This window comes from Streptomyces sp. NPDC050759, from assembly GCF_044456945.1.
Lineage (GTDB): Bacteria > Actinomycetota > Actinomycetes > Streptomycetales > Streptomycetaceae > Streptomyces.
Genome location: NZ_JBITGI010000002.1, coordinates 840,589 through 858,722, shown reverse-complemented (window position 1 = coordinate 858,722; position 18,134 = coordinate 840,589). Strand labels below are relative to the sequence as shown.

The window sequence follows — 18,134 nt, the reverse complement described above, 5'->3', positions numbered from 1 at the left end:
CCCGTCATGTCACTTACGGAACAAGGGAGTATCCGTGGAGAACACCGGACAGCTGTCACGGCGTCAGATCCTGGCCGCCGCAGGCTTTGTCGGCCTCGCCACCCTCACCGGCTGCGGCGGCGGTGAGGACGGAGGCGACTCCAAGGACCTTTCCAAGAAGCAGAACGGCGCGATGAAGGAGTACCGGGCCGGCCAGCAGTTCAAGGCGACCAAGGCGCTGTCCTTCTCCATGCTGCACAACGACAACCCGGTCTACCCCCTCAAGAACAACTGGCTGTTCTGGAAGGAGGTCACCCAGCGCACCGGCATCACGATCAAACCCCTCGACGTCCCGCTGGCCGACTACGAGAAGAAGCGCAGCGTCCTCATCGGCGCGGGTGACGCACCCTTCCTGATCCCGAAGACGTACCACCCCGCGGAGGTGGCGTTCGTGTCCTCCGGCGCGATCCTCCCGGTCAGCGAGTACGTCCACCTGATGCCCAACTTCCGCGACAAGGTGAGGAAGTGGAGGCTCGAGCCCGAGCTCGACTCCATCCGCCAGTCCGACGGCAAGTACTACCTGCTGCCCGGCCTGCACGAGCGGCCCAAGGCCGGCTACTCGCTGTCCTTCCGCACCGACATCCTCGACAAGCACGGACTGACCCTGCCGACGACCTGGGACGAGGTGTACGACGTCCTCAAGGCGCTCAAGGCGGAGTACCCCGACAAATACCCCTGGACCGACCGCTGGAGCACCAACACCCCGTTCCCGTGCGGCGCGTTGTTCAGCTACCTCGGCCAGGCGTACGGCGTCAAGGCGGGATGGACGTACGACAACATCAGCTTCGACACCAAGGCGCAGAAGTTCGTCTTCACCGCGGCCCAGGACGCCTACCGGCAGATGATCGAGTACCTGAGAAAGATCGTCGCCGAGAAGCTGCTCGACCCCGAGAGCTTCACCCAGCAGGACGACCAGGCCGTACAGAAGCTGCTGGCCGAGAAGTCCTATGTGATCAGCGCCAACCCGCAGGAGCTGGTGCAGAACTACCGCTACAACCTGGGCAAACAGGTCAAGGGCTCGAAGATCGAGATGGTTCCGGTGCCCCTCGGTCCGGCCGGTCCGATCCTGCTGAGCGGCATCCGGCTGGAGAACGGCGTCATGATCCCCAGCAAGGCCCTCAAGAGCGCCGACTTCGTCGCGATGATGCAGTTCGTGGACTGGCTCTGGTACTCCGACGAGGGCCAGAAGTTCTGCAAGTGGGGCGTGGAGGGCGTCACCTACACCGAGTCCGGCGGCACGTACACGCTGAAGCCCGGGATCTCACTGATGGGCTCCGACCCGGACGCCCCGAAGGACCTCCAGAAGGACTACGGCTTCTTCAACGGCGTGTTCACCTACGGCGGCAGCTGGGAGCTGGTGTCCTCCAACTTCGGCCCGGACGAGAAGAAGTTCCAGGACGTCATGTCCCGGCGCAAGGAACTGCCCGTCGACCCGGCCCACCCCCTGCAGTCCTTCGAGCAGGAACAGGCGACCCTCTGGGACACCCCGCTCAAGGACCACGCCATCCAGAACACCCTGCAATTCGTGCTCGGCAAGCGCCCGATGTCCGAATGGGACGCGTTCGTCGCCGAGTTGAAGGCGAAGAACATGCAGCAACTCGTCGACCTGCACAACAAGGCGCACGACCGGTTCAAGAAGGAGAACGGGTGATCTTCCGCGTCCCCACCGAGCCGTCCGGCCCCCTGTCCGACGCCTGGCGGCACTGCGTCGGCACCGGCCGGATCGAACTCGCCCTGCGCCGCGACTACCAGGACTCCCTGAAGCTGCTCCAGCGCGAGATCGGCTTCCGGTACATCCGGGGACACGGACTGCTGAGCGACGGCATGGGCGTGTACCGGCCCTATGAGTGGCAGGGCACCCGCCGCGTCCGGCACTCCTTCACCTACGTCGACCAGGTCGTCGACGCCTACCTGGAGCTCGGCATCCGGCCTTTCCTCGAACTCGGCTTCATGCCCGCGGAGTTGGCGTCGGGGGAGCAGACCGTGTTCTGGTGGCACGGGAACGTCACCCCGCCCCGGTCCGAGAAGGAGTGGGCCGAACTGGTCCGGGCGACCCTCAGGCACCTCATCGACCGATACGGCCTCGCCGAGGTGCGCACCTGGCCCATCGAGGTGTGGAACGAGCCCAATCTGTCCGACTTCTGGCAGGGCGCGGACGAGAAGGCGTACCACCGCCTCTACGAGGTGACGGCGGGCGTGGTGAAGGACGTGGACGCGGATCTCCAGGTCGGCGGCCCCGCGATCTCACCGGCCGCGGACGAGTGGCTGGACCGCTTCGCGGAGTTCGCCGCACAGCGCGATGTCCCGGTGGACTTCGTGTCGAAGCACGCCTACACCTCGGGCCCCGCCCAGCACGTCCCCTTCGGCACCCACCAGACCCTGGCACCCGCCCAGGACCTGCTGGACCAGTTCGCCACGCCCCGCGAGCGTCTGAAGGGCACCCGACTCGTCGGACTCCCGGTCCACATCACGGAGTTCAACTCCTCCTACCGCCCCGACAACCCGGTCCACGACTCCGCCTTCCACGCGGCGTACCTGGCGCCGGTCCTCGCACGCGGCGGCGACCACGTCGACTCCTTCTCGTACTGGACCTTCAGCGACATGTTCGAGGAGGAAGGGCCCCCCACGGCTCTCTTCCACGGTGGATTCGGTCTGCTCACCCACCGCCAGGTGAAGAAGCCGACGTACCACCTGTACGCCTTCATGGCTCGCATGGGCCCCGACCTCCTCACCCGGGGCGCCGACCACCTGGTCACCCGGCACCCCGACGGCCGGGTGACCGTCCTCGCCTGGGCGCCGGTCGACGCGAGCGGGCAGACCCCCGGGCCGTCCGGGCACAGGCTGCGCCTGTCCGTGCCGGTGCGGGGCGCGCGGGAGGCGTTCGTACGGCGGTCCGTGGTGGACGAGGAGCACGGCAACGCCCGCACCGCCTGGCAGCGGATGGGCAGCCCGCGCTCACCCGGCCCGCACCAGCTCGACGTACTCCACGAGGCCGCCGAGCCCGGCCGGCAGCACCTGCGGCTGCCGGTGGAGGACGACCGGGCCGTACTGGACCTGACGCTGGCCCGCCACGAGATCACCCTCGTGGAGGTGGCCCCGGTCGTGGAGGAGGCACCGGAGTGGTGGGACGAGCGCCGACTGCTGGGGACGGGACCGCAGTGAGCGGGGTCAGGGGAGTGACCGCGGTGAGCGGAGCGAGCCGAGTGCGACGCGACCCCGGGCCCGGAGTCAACCCCCGCGCCACCTCCGCCGCTCCCTCCTTCGGCACCGGTTCCCTCTCCCGCGCCGCCGCCCTCGTCCACACCCTCGTCATCGTGGAGGCCCTGCTCCTCGTCGCCGCCTTCCCGGGCCTTGCGGGTCTGTTCCTGCTGGGCCCCGCCCCCGCCAACCTCCCCCTCGCCGCCGTGTGCCTGCTGCCCCTCGGCCCGGCGACGGCCGCCGCCCTGTACGCCCTCCAGCACCGCGACCGCGACCTCACCGAGCTCCACCCGGCCCGTGCCTACTGGCGCGGCTGGCGCCTCAACGCCGTCCCCGCCCTGAAGCTGTGGGCACCCCTGCTGGCCTGGCTCACCGTCATCGCCTTCACGCTGACCCACTTCACCGCCACCGGCCTGCCCGGCTGGTGGGCGGTGCTGCTCGCGGCGATCGGCGCCGGCTCCCTGCTCTGGGGCGCGCACGCGCTGGTCCTCACCGCCCTGTTCACCTTCCGGGCGAGGGACACCGCACGCCTCGCAGGCCACTTCCTGTTCCGGCACCGCAGCGCCACCCTCGGCGCCGCCTCGCTGCTCGTCCTGACCGCCGCCGGGACCGCCGTACTCACCGAGGCACTGCCCGCGCTGCTGGCCGCCCCGCTGCTGCTGTCCCTGCTGCACAGCAGCCGTCCGGTGATCGCCGAGACCCAGGAGGACTTCACCGCATGAGCCCGTCGAACTCCAAGATCCCCTACGGCGGCGACTACAACCCCGAGCAGTGGCCGCAGGAGTTCTGGGACGCGGACCACCGGCTGTTCACCCGGGCCGGCATCGACACCCTCACCGTGGGCGTCTTCTCCTGGTCGCTCACCCAACCCGCCGAGGACACCTACGACTTCACCATCCTCGACCGCGTCCTCGACCGGGCGGCGGCCGAGGGCCGACAGGTCTGTCTGGCCACGGGTACGGCAGCCCTGCCGCCCTGGCTGGGCAAGGCGTACCCCGAGGTCAACCGCACCGACTTCGAGGGCCGCCGCCACCGCTACGGCCAGCGCCACAACTTCTGCCCCAGCGCACCTGCGTACCGCCGACTCGCGACCGCGATGGCGGCACGGCTCGCCGAACGGTACGCGGAGCACCCGGCGCTGCTCGCCTGGCACATCAACAACGAGTACGGCGGCGTCTGTTACTGCGACCTGTGTGCCGGCGCGTTCCGCGACTGGCTGCGGACCAAGTACGTCACCCTCGACGCCCTCAATGACGCCTGGTGGACGACGTTCTGGTCGCACCGCTACACCTCCTTCGAGGAGATCGAGCCGCCCAACGCCCTCACCGAGCACTGGCGGGGCCCGGACCACACCGCCTTCCAGGGCATCACGCTCGACTACTTCCGCTTCACCACCGACGCGCTGCTCGGCTGCTTCCTCGCCGAGAAGGAGGTGATCCGCACCCATGATCCGGTCACCCCCGTCACGACCAACTTCATGGGCATGTTTCGCCCCCTCGACTACCACCGCTGGGCACCCCACCTCGACTTCGCGTCCTGGGACAGCTACCCGCCCCTGGACGCCCCGCCGACCTGGCCCGCCCTGGCCCACGACCTGATGCGCGGCCTCAAGGACGGCGCCCCCTTCTGGCTCATGGAGCAGACCCCGTCCACGACGGCCTGCCGCGACGTCAACCCACTGTGCAGACCAGGGGAGTTGCGCCTGGCCACCTTCCAGGCCATCGCCCACGGCGCCGACGCGGCCCTCTACTTCCAGATGCGCGCCTCCCGCGGCGCCTGCGAGAAGTACCACGGGGCGGTCATCGGCCACGCGGGCCGCGACGACACCCGGGTGTTCCGGGAAGTGGCCGCCCTGGGGGCGGAGTTGGAGACGCTCGGCGACGCGACCCTCGGCGCCCGCACGCCCGCCCGCACCGCCCTGCTCTTCGACTGGGACAGCTGGTGGGCCCTGGAGATCTCCGACGGCCCCTCGCGGCTGGTGAAGTACCAGGAGGTGGTCCACGCCTACTACCGGGCCGCCCGTGAGGCCGGCGCCGACGTGGACGTCGTCCCGCACACCGCCGACCTCACCCCGTACGACGTGGTCCTCGCCCCCGCCCTGCACATGGTCAAGGGCGACCTCGCCGCCCGCCTCGAAGCGGTGGCGGAACGCGGCGGCACGGTCCTGGCCACCTTCCTCTCCGGCCGCGTCGACGCACACGGCCGGGCCTTCCTCACCGACGTCCCCGGGCCGCTCGCCCCGCTCATGGGCATCCGGATCGACGAATGGGACGCCCGCCAGGCGGAGTTCGCCCAGCCGATCCCGGAACTCGCGTCAGAAGGACGGCTCGTCTTCGAGATCGTGCAGCCACGGGGCGCCGAGACTGTTGCCACCTACGGCTCCGACTTCTACGCGGGAACCCCCGCCGTCACCCGCAACACCTACGGGCGGGGCGAGGGCTGGTACGTGGCCACCGCGCTCGACCAGCCGGGCGTCGACCAGGTGGTCCGCCGCGTCCTGTCCCGCCACGGCCTCATCGGCCCGTACGCCGACCACGAGGGCCTGGAGACCGCCGCCCGGGTCGCCCCCGACGGCACCCGCCTGCTCTTCCTCCTCAACCACGCGGCACAGCCGGCCGACCTGACGGCCCACACCACCGCGACCGACCTGCTCAGCGGCAAGAAGATGGAGGCGGGCGACCCTCTCACCCTCGACCCGCTGGGCGTCGCCGTACTCCGTGCTCAGTAGATCGTCCGCCCCCGCTCGTCCGGCACCCCCGACTTCCGGAAGAAGTAGCTGTTGACCTGATCGCGCCACTCGCGGGCGCTGCGGAGCTGCTCCTCGAACCGCTCCGCCACCCGTGCGTGGCGCTCCGGGTCCACGAGGTCCACCAGCGAGGCCCACCGCTCCCGGGCCGCCTCGACCTCCGCCACGCCCTCGAAGTGCGTGTCGTAGATGTGCTGGATCACCGTCTTGCCGCTGCGCAGCATGTGCCCGTACGACACGTGGTGGAAGAACAGCAACAGCTCGTCCGGGCATGAGAGCGGCGATTCGTACACGTCGGCCCAGGGTTTCGCGTACTGCCCCGCGTACCCGGTCCCGCTCGCCACGCTCCGGTCGACACCCACGCCGTCACGGTCGGCGAAGTGATAGGTGCCCCAGGGGCTGTACTCGTAGCCGTCGACGCTCGGCCCGTAGTGGTGCCCCGGCTGGACCATGAACCCCACGCCGAGGGGAGCGGTGTACTTCTCGTACGTACGCCACGAGCCGTCCAGAATCGAGCGCAGACCCGCCGCGAGTGCGGGCCCGGGCCGCCCGAAGGTGAGCCGGATCCACTCGTCCAGGACGTGCTGCGGGTCGGCATCCGGATCCCAGGCCAGCCGGCCGAAGGTGTACAGGTTCGCCTGAGCCAGCGGATGCCCCGTCCAGAACGGGTCGTCCCCGGCGTTAGCCACGGCGACGAGCCCGCCACGCGCCAGCGCGCCCACCGAGGACTCCCCGTCGATGCCGAACCGCAGCACCTCGCTCCACATCGGCCCCAGCCAGCACACATGCCGCTGCTGCCCGGTGTACTCCTGTGTCGCCTGCAGCTCCACGGCCAGCCGGGTGCCGGGCATCGCCCCGATCAGCGGGGAGACCGGCTCCCGCACCTGGAAGTCCATCGGCCCGTGCTTGACCTGGAGGACGGCGTTGTCGGCGAACTCCCCGTCCAGCGGCACGAAATGGTCGTACGCGGCCCGTGCCCGGTCCGTCGAGCGGTCCCGCCAGTCCTGGTGATGGTCGTAGACGAAGGCCCGCCAGTGGACCGTACCGCCGTGCGGCGCGAGCGCGGCGGCGAGCATGTTCGCGCCGTCCGCGTGACTGCGCCCGTACGCGAACGGGCCCGGCTGTCCCTCGGAGTCGGCCTTCACCACGAACCCGCCGAAGTCGGGGATCGCCGTGTACACCCGGGTGGTCGCCTCGGCCCACCACGCCCGCACCGACTCGTCCAGCGGATCCGCGCTCGCCAACCCGCCCAGCACGACCGGCGCGGCGAAGGTGACCGACAGATGCGTCCGGACACCGTACGGCCGCAACGCGTCGGCGAGGTCCGCCACTTCACCGATCCGATCGGTCAGCAGCCGTGCCTCGGTCGCGTGCACGTTGACGTTGTTGACGGCCACGGCGTTGATCCCGCAGGCCGCCAGCAGCCTGCCGTAGGCCCGCACCCGCTCCAGGTCCCCACGCGCCCGCCCGTCCTCCCAGAACAGTGACCCGCCGGCGTACCCGCGCTCCACCTGCCCCATGACCGGATGCACGACCACGTTGTCCCAGTGATCGAGCATGCGCAGTGCCAACAAGGGCCGATTCTCGTGAAGTTGAGCCTGGCCCTGGAACGCCGCCTCCCCGAGCCGTACGACGTGGAAGAACCCGTACAACAACCCGCGCGCGCCGGACGCCGTGACGGTCGTACAGCCGTCACGGCGTCCGTACACGAACCCCTCGGAGCCGTCGTCACCCTCCAGCTCCAACACCAGATCGTACGAGCCGGGTTCCCGAGAGACGCTCCCTCCGTACCGCTCGCAGGCCTCCGCCACCTCCCCGTACACCGTGTCCACGAGTGGACCCGTGCCGCGGATCAGTGTCCGCCGGGTGCCGATCGGCCGGAACGCCCCGTCCGGCAGCCAGGCCGGATCGACACCCTGCATGAGACCCCCAACGCTGCTGCTCAGGCGAGCAGTTCGACTTCGGACACCACCGCCTCGCCGTCGAGCACCAGACGGTACTTCCCGTACGTACCCGGAGACCTCACGGTGAACGCCCGTGTCTGCCGGTCCCATGCGAACGACTCCCCGGACCGCCGGTCCAGGGTCTTCCACGTGGTCCCGTCGTCCGAGCCCTGGAGGATCCAGCCGCTCGGCGCCTTCGTGTGGTCCGAGGACGACGTCACCGTGTACTGGGCGCCCTTGACCTGCTGGGACACCGGCAGATCCACCGAGGTCACGGCCGCGTCCGTCGCCGAGGTGTTGTCGAACAGCGCCCCGTCACCGACGAGCACGTCCGCACGCGGCGTGGGCACCTCGTCGTCCTGGGTGATCGACGCCGGAGCCGCGTTCTTCCCCGTGCCCCACTTCGATGGACGGGAACCCATGTCGAAGTCCAGGACACCACCGCGGGCCAGCAGGGAGTGCGGCAGTGAAGTCGACGTCCACGCACGGCCGTTGACCTTCAGTCCCTGCACATACACGTTCCGCGCACTGTTCTTGGGCGCCCTGACCACCAGGTCCCGACCGTTCTCCAGATGGACCGTCGCCTTGGTGAACAGGGGTGAGCCGACCGCGTATTCGCCGCTGCCCATCACCAACGGGTAGAAGCCCAGCGCCGAGAACAGGTACCAGGCCGACTGCTCGCCGTTGTCCTCGTCACCGTGATAGCCCTGACCGATCTCGCTGCCGACGTACAACCGGGACAGCACCTCACGGACGTTGCGCTGCGTCTTCCACGGCTGACCGGCTGCGTCGTACATGTAGGTGACGTGGTGGGCGACCTGGTTGGAGTGCCCGTACATGCCCATCCGGACGTCCCGCGCCTCCGTCATCTCGTGGATGACACCGCCGTAGGAGCCGACGAAGTCCGGTGAGGCCGTCTCGGGTGTCGCGAAGTACTCGTCCAGCTTCTCCGCGAGCCCGGAGCGGCCGCCGTACAGGTTGGCGAGGCCCCGGCTGTCCTGCGGGGCGGTGAAGGCGTAGCCCCAGCCGTTGGTCTCGGTGTAGTCGTAGCCCCACACGCGCGGGTCGTAACTCGACGACCCCACACGCCAGTTGCCGTCGGCATCCCGGCCCTGGAAGAAGCCCGCTTTCGAGTCGAAGAGGTTCACGTAGTCGCGGGCCCGGTTGAGGAAGTACTCCGACTCCTCCTTGTAGCGCTTCTCGCCGGTCTTCGCGTAGAGCGCCTGTCCCATCCGCGCGATGCCGTAGTCGTTGAGGTAGCCCTCCAGCGCCCAGGACAGGCCCTCGTGGGTGTCGGTGCTGGTGTAGCCGAGGAAGGGCGAGGTCGCCATGCCCTTGCGGCCCACGCCGGACGACGGGGGCACGACGGTCGCGTTCTTCAGGGCCGCGTCGTACGCCGACTTCGCGTCGAAGTCGACGCCCTTCACATAGGCGTCCGCGAAGGCCACGTCCGACGAGGTGCCGGTCATCAGGTCCGCATACCCGGGGGAGGACCAGCGCGAGGTCCAGCCGCCGTCCTTGTACTGCTGCACGAACCCGTCGACCATCTCGCCCGCCTGAGAGGGCGTCAGAAGTGAGTACGCCGGCCACGTGGTCCGATAGGTGTCCCAGAAGCCGTTGTTGACGTACACCTTGCCGTCCACGATCTTCGCGCCGGTGTGCGTCGGGGTGTCCGGGCCCGGCATCGGGGAGAACGGCGAGGCGTACTGGTACGCCGAACCGACCTTCTCGAAGCCCGAGTTGGGGTACAGGTACAGCCGGTACAGGCTGGAGTACAGCGTGGTCAGCTGGTCCTGCGTGGCGCCCTCCACCTCGACCTTGCCGAGCAGCCGGTCCCACTGCCCCCGGGCCCGGTCCCGGACCGTCTCGAAGGAGGTGCCGTCCGGGATCTCCTGGCGCAGGTTGTCCTTCGCCTGGTCGAGGCTGATGAGCGAGGTCGCGAGCCGCAGCGTGACGGTTCGGTCCGCACCGGCGTCGAAGCGCAGATAGCCCTTGACCCCGGCGGCGGAACCGTCCTTCACCGGCTTGTCGAAGACGCCGTACACGAAGAGCCGGGTCGCCCCGGTGGACAGGCCGGACTTCACGTCCGAGTAGCCCGTGATCACCCCGGCGTCCTTGTCGAGTGTCAGTCCCGCCTGGTCCGTCACGTTGTCGAAGAGCACGCTCGCGTCGTCGCCCGGGTAGGTGAAGCGCAGGGCCGCCGCGTGATCGGTCGGCGTCATCTCCGCCTTCAGCCCGTTCTCGAACCGCACCCCGTAGGAGTACGGCCGCGCGGTCTCGTTCTCGTGCCGGAACGGCAGTTCCCGCGCCTCACGGCCGGTGTCCGGGGTGCCCGGGGCGGCCGACGGCATCACCTGGAAGGTCTGCCGGTCGCCCATCCACGGACTCGGCTCGTGGCTCGCGCTGAACGCCTGGATCGTCGGCAGATTGTCCGCGTTGTTCGCGCGGGCGTAGTCATAGAGCCAGCTCAGCGAGGACGCGTTGGTCACCGGCGTCCAGAAGTTGAAGCCGTGCGGCACGGCCGTCGCCGGGAAGTCGTTGCCGCGCGAGAAGCCGCCGCTGGAATTGGTGCCGCGGGTGGTGAGCGCGTAGTCCGACAGATGCGCCTTCGGCTTCTCCGGCGCGGCCCGCTCCAGCGTCACGTCGTCCAGCCAGCCCCGGAACTTCGCCGGTCCGCTCGGGGAGTCGTAGGCGACGAGGATCCGGTCGACGGTCTTCCCGGCCGCGACCGACCCGATCCGCGAGACCACGTTGTTCCACTGGTTGACGTAGAGCACCTTGGCGGCGCCTTGCCCCTGGGGCGACAGCGCGAATCCGTGCTGGTCACGCGCCCCGAGCTCGCTCAGGTAGGTGCCGTCGGTGAAGGCCAGGTCCACGGAGACGTTCGTCGCGTCGTAGTCCCGGTCGCCGTCCGCCATCGACGGGAAGATCCGGTACGACAGCCGGGTCAGCGGATCCACCGCCACGTTCACGTCGAAGACCTTGTTGGACGAGTACGCCCGCCCGTCCGCGATGTGCCGTCCGGCGTAGCGCAGGGCTCTCTTTCCGGTGAACCCGGCGCCCGCCTTCGCGGTGGGCGATCCGCTCGGACCGCGGTCGACCAGCGAGAGCATGTCCGGCGGCACCGGCCCCTCGCCACCGCCCGTGGACAGCTGCACATCGGCCAGCTGGAGGATGCCGTCGGCGCCGTTGTTCTTCGTGATCTCGAGCCGGAAGTGCTGGTATTCGGCCGGATCCGCGATGTCGTACGACTTTGTCCGGAACCGTTCGTCGAACGACTCACCGGAGCGTGTGTCGAGGGTCTTCCAGTCCTTGCCGTCCGTCGAGCCCTTCAGCGTCCAGTCCCGGGGATCCCGCTCGGCGAAGTCGTTGGCCGAGGTCAGCGCGTAGGTGACCACCTTGAGCGGCTTGGCCAGGTCGAACTCGGCCCAGCCGGTGGACTCGAAGGCCAGCCACTTGGTGCCGGGCTCGCCGTCGACGAGGTTCTCCTTCACCTCGCCGCCGCCGGTGTTCTCGGCGCTCGCCCGGACGGCCGTGACCTGGTCGGTGACATTGCCCGGGATGCCGGTGCTGTAGCCGCCGTCGACGCCGGAAGCCCTGCCGCCGTCGACGCTGCTGGTCCAGTCGGGTGCCGGTTCGCCGGCCTCGAAAGAGGAGGTGAACCCCCGGTCCGCCGGGGCCGGGGCCTCGGGCAGGGCGACCGCCGCGCCCTGCGAGCCCACGGTCACGCAAAAGGCGGCCGTGATCACGACCGCCGTACTACGTCTGAGCCGAGTTCTGTACCGAGCCATCGGCGAGTACCCTCCCTGCACAAGGACGGACAACGTTGTCACACAATCCGTGCAAGGATCAGTAGTGGTCCAAGTGAACAGGGATGTCAAGGGGGTTGGCTGTGGCATTCGGGGCGTATGTCGCGGATTTTTCCGGCAAGCTTCGCACAGTGCGCTCATATTTCCGCGAGGTCTCAACTAGAGAACACCCAAGACCAACATTGCGTTCGATCTTGCTCCGCCGACCGGAAGTGGACTATACCTGTCGGCGATTCACCCCTCTTGTACGAACCTGCTTGACCTGACCGCGGTGCCGGGGAGGATCCGGTTCACCGCCTGAGTCCTGGAGAAGGCGAGGACTTGAGCATGGGATCCACTTCCGCCGAGAACAGCAACAACGGCAGCGCGGGTGTAGGCCGCCGCGATCTGATCAAGCGGTCGGCCGCACTCGGTCTGATCTCCGTCCCGACGATGAGTTTTCTGTCCGCGTGCGCCAGCAGCGGCGGCGACGACAGCGGCGACAAGGCCAAGGCGGGCAAGAAGACCGCGAAGAACCCCCTGGCCGTCAACGACACCGCCCAGATGGAGTTCGTCCTGTTCGACGGCGGCTTCGGCAAGGAGTACGCCGAGGACGCCGTGAAGATCTACGAGAAGAACTTCCCCAAGGCCACGGTGAAGTTCTCCGCCACCCAGAAGATCCAGTCCACGCTCCAGCCCCGCTTCAACCAGGGCACCCCGCCGGACCTCATCGACAACTCCGGCGCGGAGCAGATGGACATGGGCGTCCTGGTCGGCAAGAACCAGCTCGCCGACCTCACCCCGCTCCTGGACGCCCCGTCCTACGACGACCCGAGCAAGAAGGTCCGCGACACGCTGCGCCCCGGCATCGTCGAGATGGGCCAGTTCGACGGCGACCCGGTGTGGATCATGTACTACGCCTACACGGTCTACGGCGTCTGGTACTCCCAGAAGGCCCTCGACTCGCTCGACGAGCAGTACCCGGAGACCTGGGACCAGATGCTCGCGGTGTGCGCGAAAGCCAAGAAGCAGGGCATCGCGGGGTGGACGTACGCGGGCAAGTACCCGTACTACATCCCCTTCTCGCTCTACCCGATGATCGCCAAGGTCGGCGGTGTCGAGGTCCTCGACGCCATCGACAACCTGGAGCCGAACGCCTGGAAGAACCCGGCGGTCAAGGCGTGTTTCGACGCCTACTACGAGCTCTACAAGAAGGGTTACATCCTCAAGGGCACCCCGGGCCTCGACCACATCCAGTCGCAGACCGCCTGGGCCCAGGGCAAGGCGCTGTTCATCCCGAACGGCTCCTGGGTGGAGAACGAGTCGGCCAACGTCATCCCCAAGGACTTCGACCTCGCGGTCTCCGCGCCGACCGGTATCGACTCCTCCGACAAGATGCCCTTCGGCACCATCTGGGCCTCCGGCGGTGAGCCCTTCATCGTCCCGGCCAAGGCGAAGAACACCGCGGGCGGCATGGAGCAGCTGCGCATCATGCTCAGCGAGGCGTCCTCGAAGAACTTCACGTCCAAGGTCAAGTCGCTGACCGCCTACAACGGCGGCACCGAGGGCATCAGCCTCACCCCGGGCCTCAAGTCCGGTGTGGCCGCGCTGGAGAAGGCCGGCGACAACGTGGTGAACCCGCGTCTGCAGGACTGGTACGTCCAGCTCCAGAAGGAGCAGATCGGTGTGGCGGGCCTCGGCGAGATGATGGCCGGGCGGCTCACTCCGGCGGAGGCCATCAAGAAGATCCAGGGCTTCGCCGACGCGGCCGCGAAGGACTCGTCGATCAAGCACTACAAGCACCAGTAACGGCAACGGAGCGGCGATGCAGCACGGCAAGTACCGGTTCATCGTGGGGTTTCTGGCGCTGCCCCTGGGACTGTACGCGCTATTCGTGGTCTGGCCGTTCATCCAGTCCATCTACTACTCGTTCACGGACTGGACCGGCCTGAGCCCCGAATTCAAGATGGTCGGCCTGGACAATTACCGGAGGATGCTGGACGACGAGATCTTCTGGAAGTCCTTGCAGCACAGCTTGATCTTCGCGCTCGTGCTGCCGCTGGTGACGATCAGCCTGGCGCTGTTCTTCTCCTTCATGATCAATGTCGGCGGACGGAAGAGAAGGGGAGGCCCGGTCGTCACCGGTGTCCGGGGCTCCTCCTTCTACAAGATCGTGTATTTCTTCCCGCAGGTCCTCTCGATCGCGATCGTCGCCCTGCTGTTCGCCTTCGCGTACAACCCGGACAGCGGTGCCATCAACTCGATCCTGCGCGGAATCGGGCTCGGCAGCGTCCAGCCGTTGTGGCTGGGCGACCCGGACCTCGCCCTGTGGGCCGTCATGGCGGTCCTCGTGTGGTCCACGGTCGGCTTCTTCGTGGTCCTGTTCAGCGCCGGTATGGCCTCCATCCCGGCGGACCTGTACGAGGCCGCGCTGCTCGACGGGGCGGGGCGGGCCAGCACGTTCTTCCGGATCACCCTGCCGCTGTTGTGGGACACCGTGCAGTCGGGCTGGGTCTACATGGGCATCCTGGCCCTCGGCGCCGAGTCGTTCGCGGTCGTACAGATCATGACGACCGGGCCCGGCGGCCCCGACTACTCGACCACCGTCATGGTCCTGTACGTGTACCAGAAGGCGTTCCGTGACGGACAGGCCGCCTATGCCACCACCATCGGCGTCGCCCTGCTCGTCGTCACGCTGGCGTTCGCCGCCCTGGTGATGCGGCTGGGCCGGCGCGAGCGGCTGGAGTACTGATCCGATGAAGACGACCGACACCCCTGCCCCCGTACCGGCCGAGTCCGGTACTCCCGTCGCCAAGACCGACACCCGAGGCGGCCCGGCCCGAAAGGAGAAGAAGGAGGGCGGCGTTCTCAACGTCTTCTCGCACGGGATGCTCATCCTGTGGGCGTTCATGGTCGTGATGCCGCTGCTGTGGGCGGTGATGACGTCCTTCAAGGACGACAGCTCCATCTTCAACTCGCCCTGGGCGCTGCCGGACAAGCTGCACTTCGACAACTGGTCGCGGGCCTGGACCGACGCCAACATGAGCGACTACTTCCTCAACACCGTTCTGGTGGTGGCGGGTTCGCTCATCGGCACCCTGGTGCTCGGCTCGATGGCGGCCTATGTGCTGGCCCGGTTCGATTTCCCGGGCAACCGTTTCATCTACTTCCTGTTCATCGGCGGCATGAGCTTCCCGATCATGCTGGCGCTGGTCCCGCTGTTCTACGTCGTGAACAACATGGGCCTGCTGAACACGATCCACGGGCTGATCCTGGTCTACATCGCCTACTCACTGCCGTTCACGGTCTTCTTCCTGACCGCGTTCTTCCGCACGTTGCCGACCTCGGTGGCGGAAGCGGCCTTCGTGGACGGGGCCTCGCACTCCAGGACCTTCTTCCAGATCATGCTGCCGATGGCCAAGCCGGGCCTGATCAGCGTGGGCATCTTCAACTTCCTGGGCCAGTGGAACCAGTACATGCTGCCGACGGTGCTCAACACCGACCCGGACAAACGGGTGCTGACCCAGGGGCTGGTCCAACTCGCGGCCAGCCAGGGCTACAAGGGCGACTGGTCGGGCCTGTTCGCCGGTCTGGTGATGGCGATGATCCCGGTCCTCGTGGCCTACATCGTCTTCCAGCGACAGGTGGTGGCCGGGCTGACGGCGGGCGCCCTGAAGTAGACCCCGGCCGCCCGCACGGGCGTCACCCCTTCAAGATCCGGATCTTGAACGGGCGGCGCCCCCTCGGCATGGGCAGGAACGCGGATACTGTTCAACCTCTTGACGGGAGGCGACCCTAACGGCTCAGCTTAGAGTTCACTAGTTGGACATAGACGGGGCCTCATCGCTGCGGTCCCGCGCGCAGGAGGTCGTCGTGGAGACTCCGGGGTCGCAGTCGTCACTGCACCGAGCCAACCTGGAGCGGGTCGTACGTGCCGTCCGGCTGGCCGGGTCGCTCACTCAGGCGGAGATCGCACGCACCACGGGACTGTCCGCCGCGACCGTCTCCAATATCGTCCGCGAGCTCAAGGACGGCGGGACCGTCGAGGTCACGCCCACATCGGCGGGTGGCAGGCGGGCCCGCGCGGTCTCCCTGAGCGGGGACGCCGGCATCGTCATAGGAGTGGACTTCGGGCACACCCATCTGCGCGTCGCGATCGGGAACCTCGCCCATCAGGTGCTGGCCGAGGAGTCCGAGCCGCTGGACGTGGACGCCTCCTCGACCCAGGGCTTCGACCGGGCGGAACAGCTGGTCAACCGGCTGATCGAGGCGACGGGCGTGGACCGTTCGAAGATCGCCGGGGTGGGCCTCGGCGTGCCCGGCCCCATCGACCTGGAGTCCGGCTCCCTGGGCTCCTCCGCCATCCTGCCGGGCTGGATCGGCACCAAGCCCGCCGAGGAGCTCCAGGGGCGCCTGGGCGTGCCCGTGCACGTCGACAACGACGCCAACCTGGGCGCCCTCGGTGAGCTGGTCTGGGGCAGTGGCCGGGGGGTGCGGGACCTGGCGTACATCAAGGTCGCGAGCGGTGTGGGTGCCGGACTGGTCATCAGCGGCAAGATCTACCGGGGCCCGGGTGGCACAGCAGGAGAAATCGGGCATATTACTCTTGATGAGTCCGGCCCCGTCTGCCGTTGCGGCAACCGCGGCTGCCTGGAGACCTTCACGGCCGCGCGCTATGTGCTCCCGCTGCTCCAGTCCAGCCACGGCACCGATCTCACCATGGAGGGCGTTGTTCGACTCGCACGGGACGGAGATCCTGGCTGCCGTCGGGTGATCGCCGACGTCGGCCGACACATCGGCAGTGGAGTCGCCAATCTCTGCAACTTGCTGAACCCGAGCCGAGTCGTCCTCGGTGGTGATCTCGCCGAGGCCGGTGAGCTGGTGCTCGGGCCGATCAGGGAGTCCGTCGGCCGCTATGCGATCCCCAGTGCGGCACGCCAGCTGAGCGTGCTTCCCGGGGCACTCGGAGGTCGCGCGGAGGTGCTCGGAGCACTCGCCCTCGCCCTCAGCGAGATGGGTGATTCGACCCTTTTGGACAGCACGCTGCACGCAGCGGCACCTGCCTTCACTTAGAGAACGCAGGACGCCGTTGCCATCTCGTTAAGTATTTACTTCTTGACGTCGCACGTGCGGCCGAGTTGACTTCCAGCCACCTCGGCCGCAACGACGCGGCCTCGTCAGGGAGGTTTCAAAAGTGAACACGCTCATGCGTCGTGTGGCCGTATCCGTAGCGATCTCGGCGCTCGCCGTCTCGGCCGCCGCTTGCGGCAAGGCCGGCGACGACGACAACGGCAGTGACAGCAGCAGCTCGGGCTCGGGCGGCAAGTCGATCGGCCTGCTCCTGCCCGACAACGTCACGGCGCGGTACGAGAAGTTCGACAAGCCGTACTTCGTGGCCAAGGTCAAGGAGCTGTGCAGCGACTGCACCGTCTCCTACGCCAACGCCGCGGCCGACCCGGCCAAGCAGGCCCAGCAGATGAGCAGCATGGTCACCAAGGGCGTCAAGGTGATCGTGGTCTCGGCGCAGGACTCGGCCGCCATCAAGTCCTCCATCGCCTCCGCGGTGAGCAAGGGCGTCAAGGTCGTCGCCTACGACCGTCTGGCCCAGGGCCCGGTCTCCGCGTACGTCTCCTTCGACAACGTCAAGGTCGGCGAGCTCCAGGGTCAGGCCCTGCTCGACGCTCTCGGCTCCAAGGCGACGCCCAAGGCGAACGTCGTCATGATCAACGGTGACGACGCCGACCCGAACGCCGCGCAGTTCAAGGAAGGCGCGCACAAGGTCCTCGACGGCAAGGTCAAGATCGCCTACGAGCAGTCCGGCCTGTGGAAGGACACCGTCGCCGCGCAGAAGGTGTCCGCGGCCATCACCCAGCTGGGTGCCAAGAACATCGCGGGCGTCTACGCCGCCAACGACGGCATGGCCGGTGGTATCGCCAACACCCTCAAGGGCGCGGGCATCAGCACCATCCCGCTGACCGGTCAGGACGCCGAGCTCGCGGCCATCCAGCGGATCGTCGCCGGCACCCAGTCCGCCACGGTCTACAAGGCCTACAAGCCGGAGGCCGACAACGCCGCCGAGCTCGCGGTCAACCTGCTCCAGGGCAAGGACATCAAGTCCCTGGCCGACACCACGGTGACCAGCGGCTCCGGCGACAAGGTGCAGGCCAAGCTGCTGACGCCGGTCTCGGTGACCGTGAAGAACATCAAGGACACCGTCGTCAAGGACGGTCTCTACACCGTCGCGCAGATCTGCACGGCGGACTACGCGGCCGCCTGCAAGAAGGCCGGCCTCCAGTAAGAGCCGCCGAGCCCCGGGGCGAGTCCTTCGACGGACCCGCCCCGACAGGCAGGCACAGAGCCTGTCCGGCGCCCGTACCGCCTTCATACCCCGCTGCGGGCCGGGCGCCGGACGGAAGCATG

At 68.2% G+C, this 18,134-nt stretch carries 11 protein-coding genes; 9 read left to right on the top strand and 2 right to left on the bottom strand.

All coding sequences use genetic code 11. From position 1 onward, the window contains the following. Positions 1-34: 34 nt before the first annotated feature. The 4 genes from ACIBJB_RS09580 to ACIBJB_RS09565 are packed head-to-tail and all read left to right on the top strand — an operon-like array spanning position 35 to position 5,965. Positions 35-1,690: an extracellular solute-binding protein gene (locus ACIBJB_RS09580; protein WP_398928251.1), complete on the top strand. Its 1,656-nt coding sequence runs from the start codon at positions 35-37 to the stop codon at positions 1,688-1,690. Next, positions 1,690-3,201, top strand: coding sequence for a xylan 1,4-beta-xylosidase (locus tag ACIBJB_RS09575; protein WP_398928446.1), 1,512 nt, complete (start codon positions 1,690-1,692; stop codon positions 3,199-3,201). The genes ACIBJB_RS09580 and ACIBJB_RS09575 overlap by 1 nt, the downstream gene beginning before the upstream one ends. Before the next feature lie 41 nt (positions 3,202-3,242). Further along, on the top strand, positions 3,243-3,959 hold the full coding sequence (locus tag ACIBJB_RS09570) for a hypothetical protein (protein WP_398928444.1): 717 nt from the start codon (positions 3,243-3,245) through the stop codon (positions 3,957-3,959). Continuing rightward, positions 3,956-5,965: a beta-galactosidase gene (locus tag ACIBJB_RS09565; protein ID WP_398928249.1), complete on the top strand. Its 2,010-nt coding sequence runs from the start codon at positions 3,956-3,958 to the stop codon at positions 5,963-5,965. Before ACIBJB_RS09570 ends, ACIBJB_RS09565 begins: the two co-directional genes overlap by 4 nt. Here the strand turns inward: ACIBJB_RS09565 and ACIBJB_RS09560 are convergent. Further along, positions 5,959-7,905 carry an alpha-glucuronidase gene (locus ACIBJB_RS09560; protein ID WP_398928247.1) on the bottom strand — a complete coding sequence of 649 codons (1,947 nt, stop codon included), beginning with the start codon at positions 7,903-7,905 and terminating at the stop codon, positions 5,959-5,961. The genes ACIBJB_RS09565 and ACIBJB_RS09560 overlap by 7 nt on opposite strands. A gap of 20 nt (positions 7,906-7,925) precedes the next feature. Beyond that, positions 7,926-11,654 (bottom strand): GH92 family glycosyl hydrolase, encoded by a 3,729-nt coding sequence (locus tag ACIBJB_RS09555; RefSeq protein WP_398928442.1) that lies wholly within the window; start codon positions 11,652-11,654, stop codon positions 7,926-7,928. 408 nt (positions 11,655-12,062) lie between these two features. Here ACIBJB_RS09555 and ngcE point away from each other — a divergent pair, with 408 nt between their 5' ends. From ngcE to ACIBJB_RS09530, 5 genes are all read left to right on the top strand, one after another. Continuing rightward, a complete protein-coding gene (ngcE, locus tag ACIBJB_RS09550) occupies positions 12,063-13,523 on the top strand; it encodes an N-acetylglucosamine/diacetylchitobiose ABC transporter substrate-binding protein (protein WP_398928245.1) in 1,461 nt (486 codons plus the stop codon). A gap of 16 nt (positions 13,524-13,539) precedes the next feature. Next, positions 13,540-14,466 (top strand): carbohydrate ABC transporter permease, encoded by a 927-nt coding sequence (locus tag ACIBJB_RS09545; protein WP_398928243.1) that lies wholly within the window; start codon positions 13,540-13,542, stop codon positions 14,464-14,466. A gap of 4 nt (positions 14,467-14,470) precedes the next feature. After that, positions 14,471-15,394, top strand: coding sequence for a carbohydrate ABC transporter permease (locus ACIBJB_RS09540; protein ID WP_398928241.1), 924 nt, complete (start codon positions 14,471-14,473; stop codon positions 15,392-15,394). A 193-nt stretch (positions 15,395-15,587) separates the two neighbouring features. After that, the gene (locus ACIBJB_RS09535; protein ID WP_398928239.1) at positions 15,588-16,787 is read left to right on the top strand and encodes an ROK family protein; all 1,200 of its coding nucleotides are present in this window, start codon (positions 15,588-15,590) and stop codon (positions 16,785-16,787) included. A gap of 133 nt (positions 16,788-16,920) precedes the next feature. Next, entirely contained in the window at positions 16,921-18,012 is a 1,092-nt protein-coding gene (locus ACIBJB_RS09530; RefSeq protein WP_398928439.1) for a sugar ABC transporter substrate-binding protein, read from the top strand. The last annotated feature ends 122 nt before the right edge of the window (positions 18,013-18,134 follow it).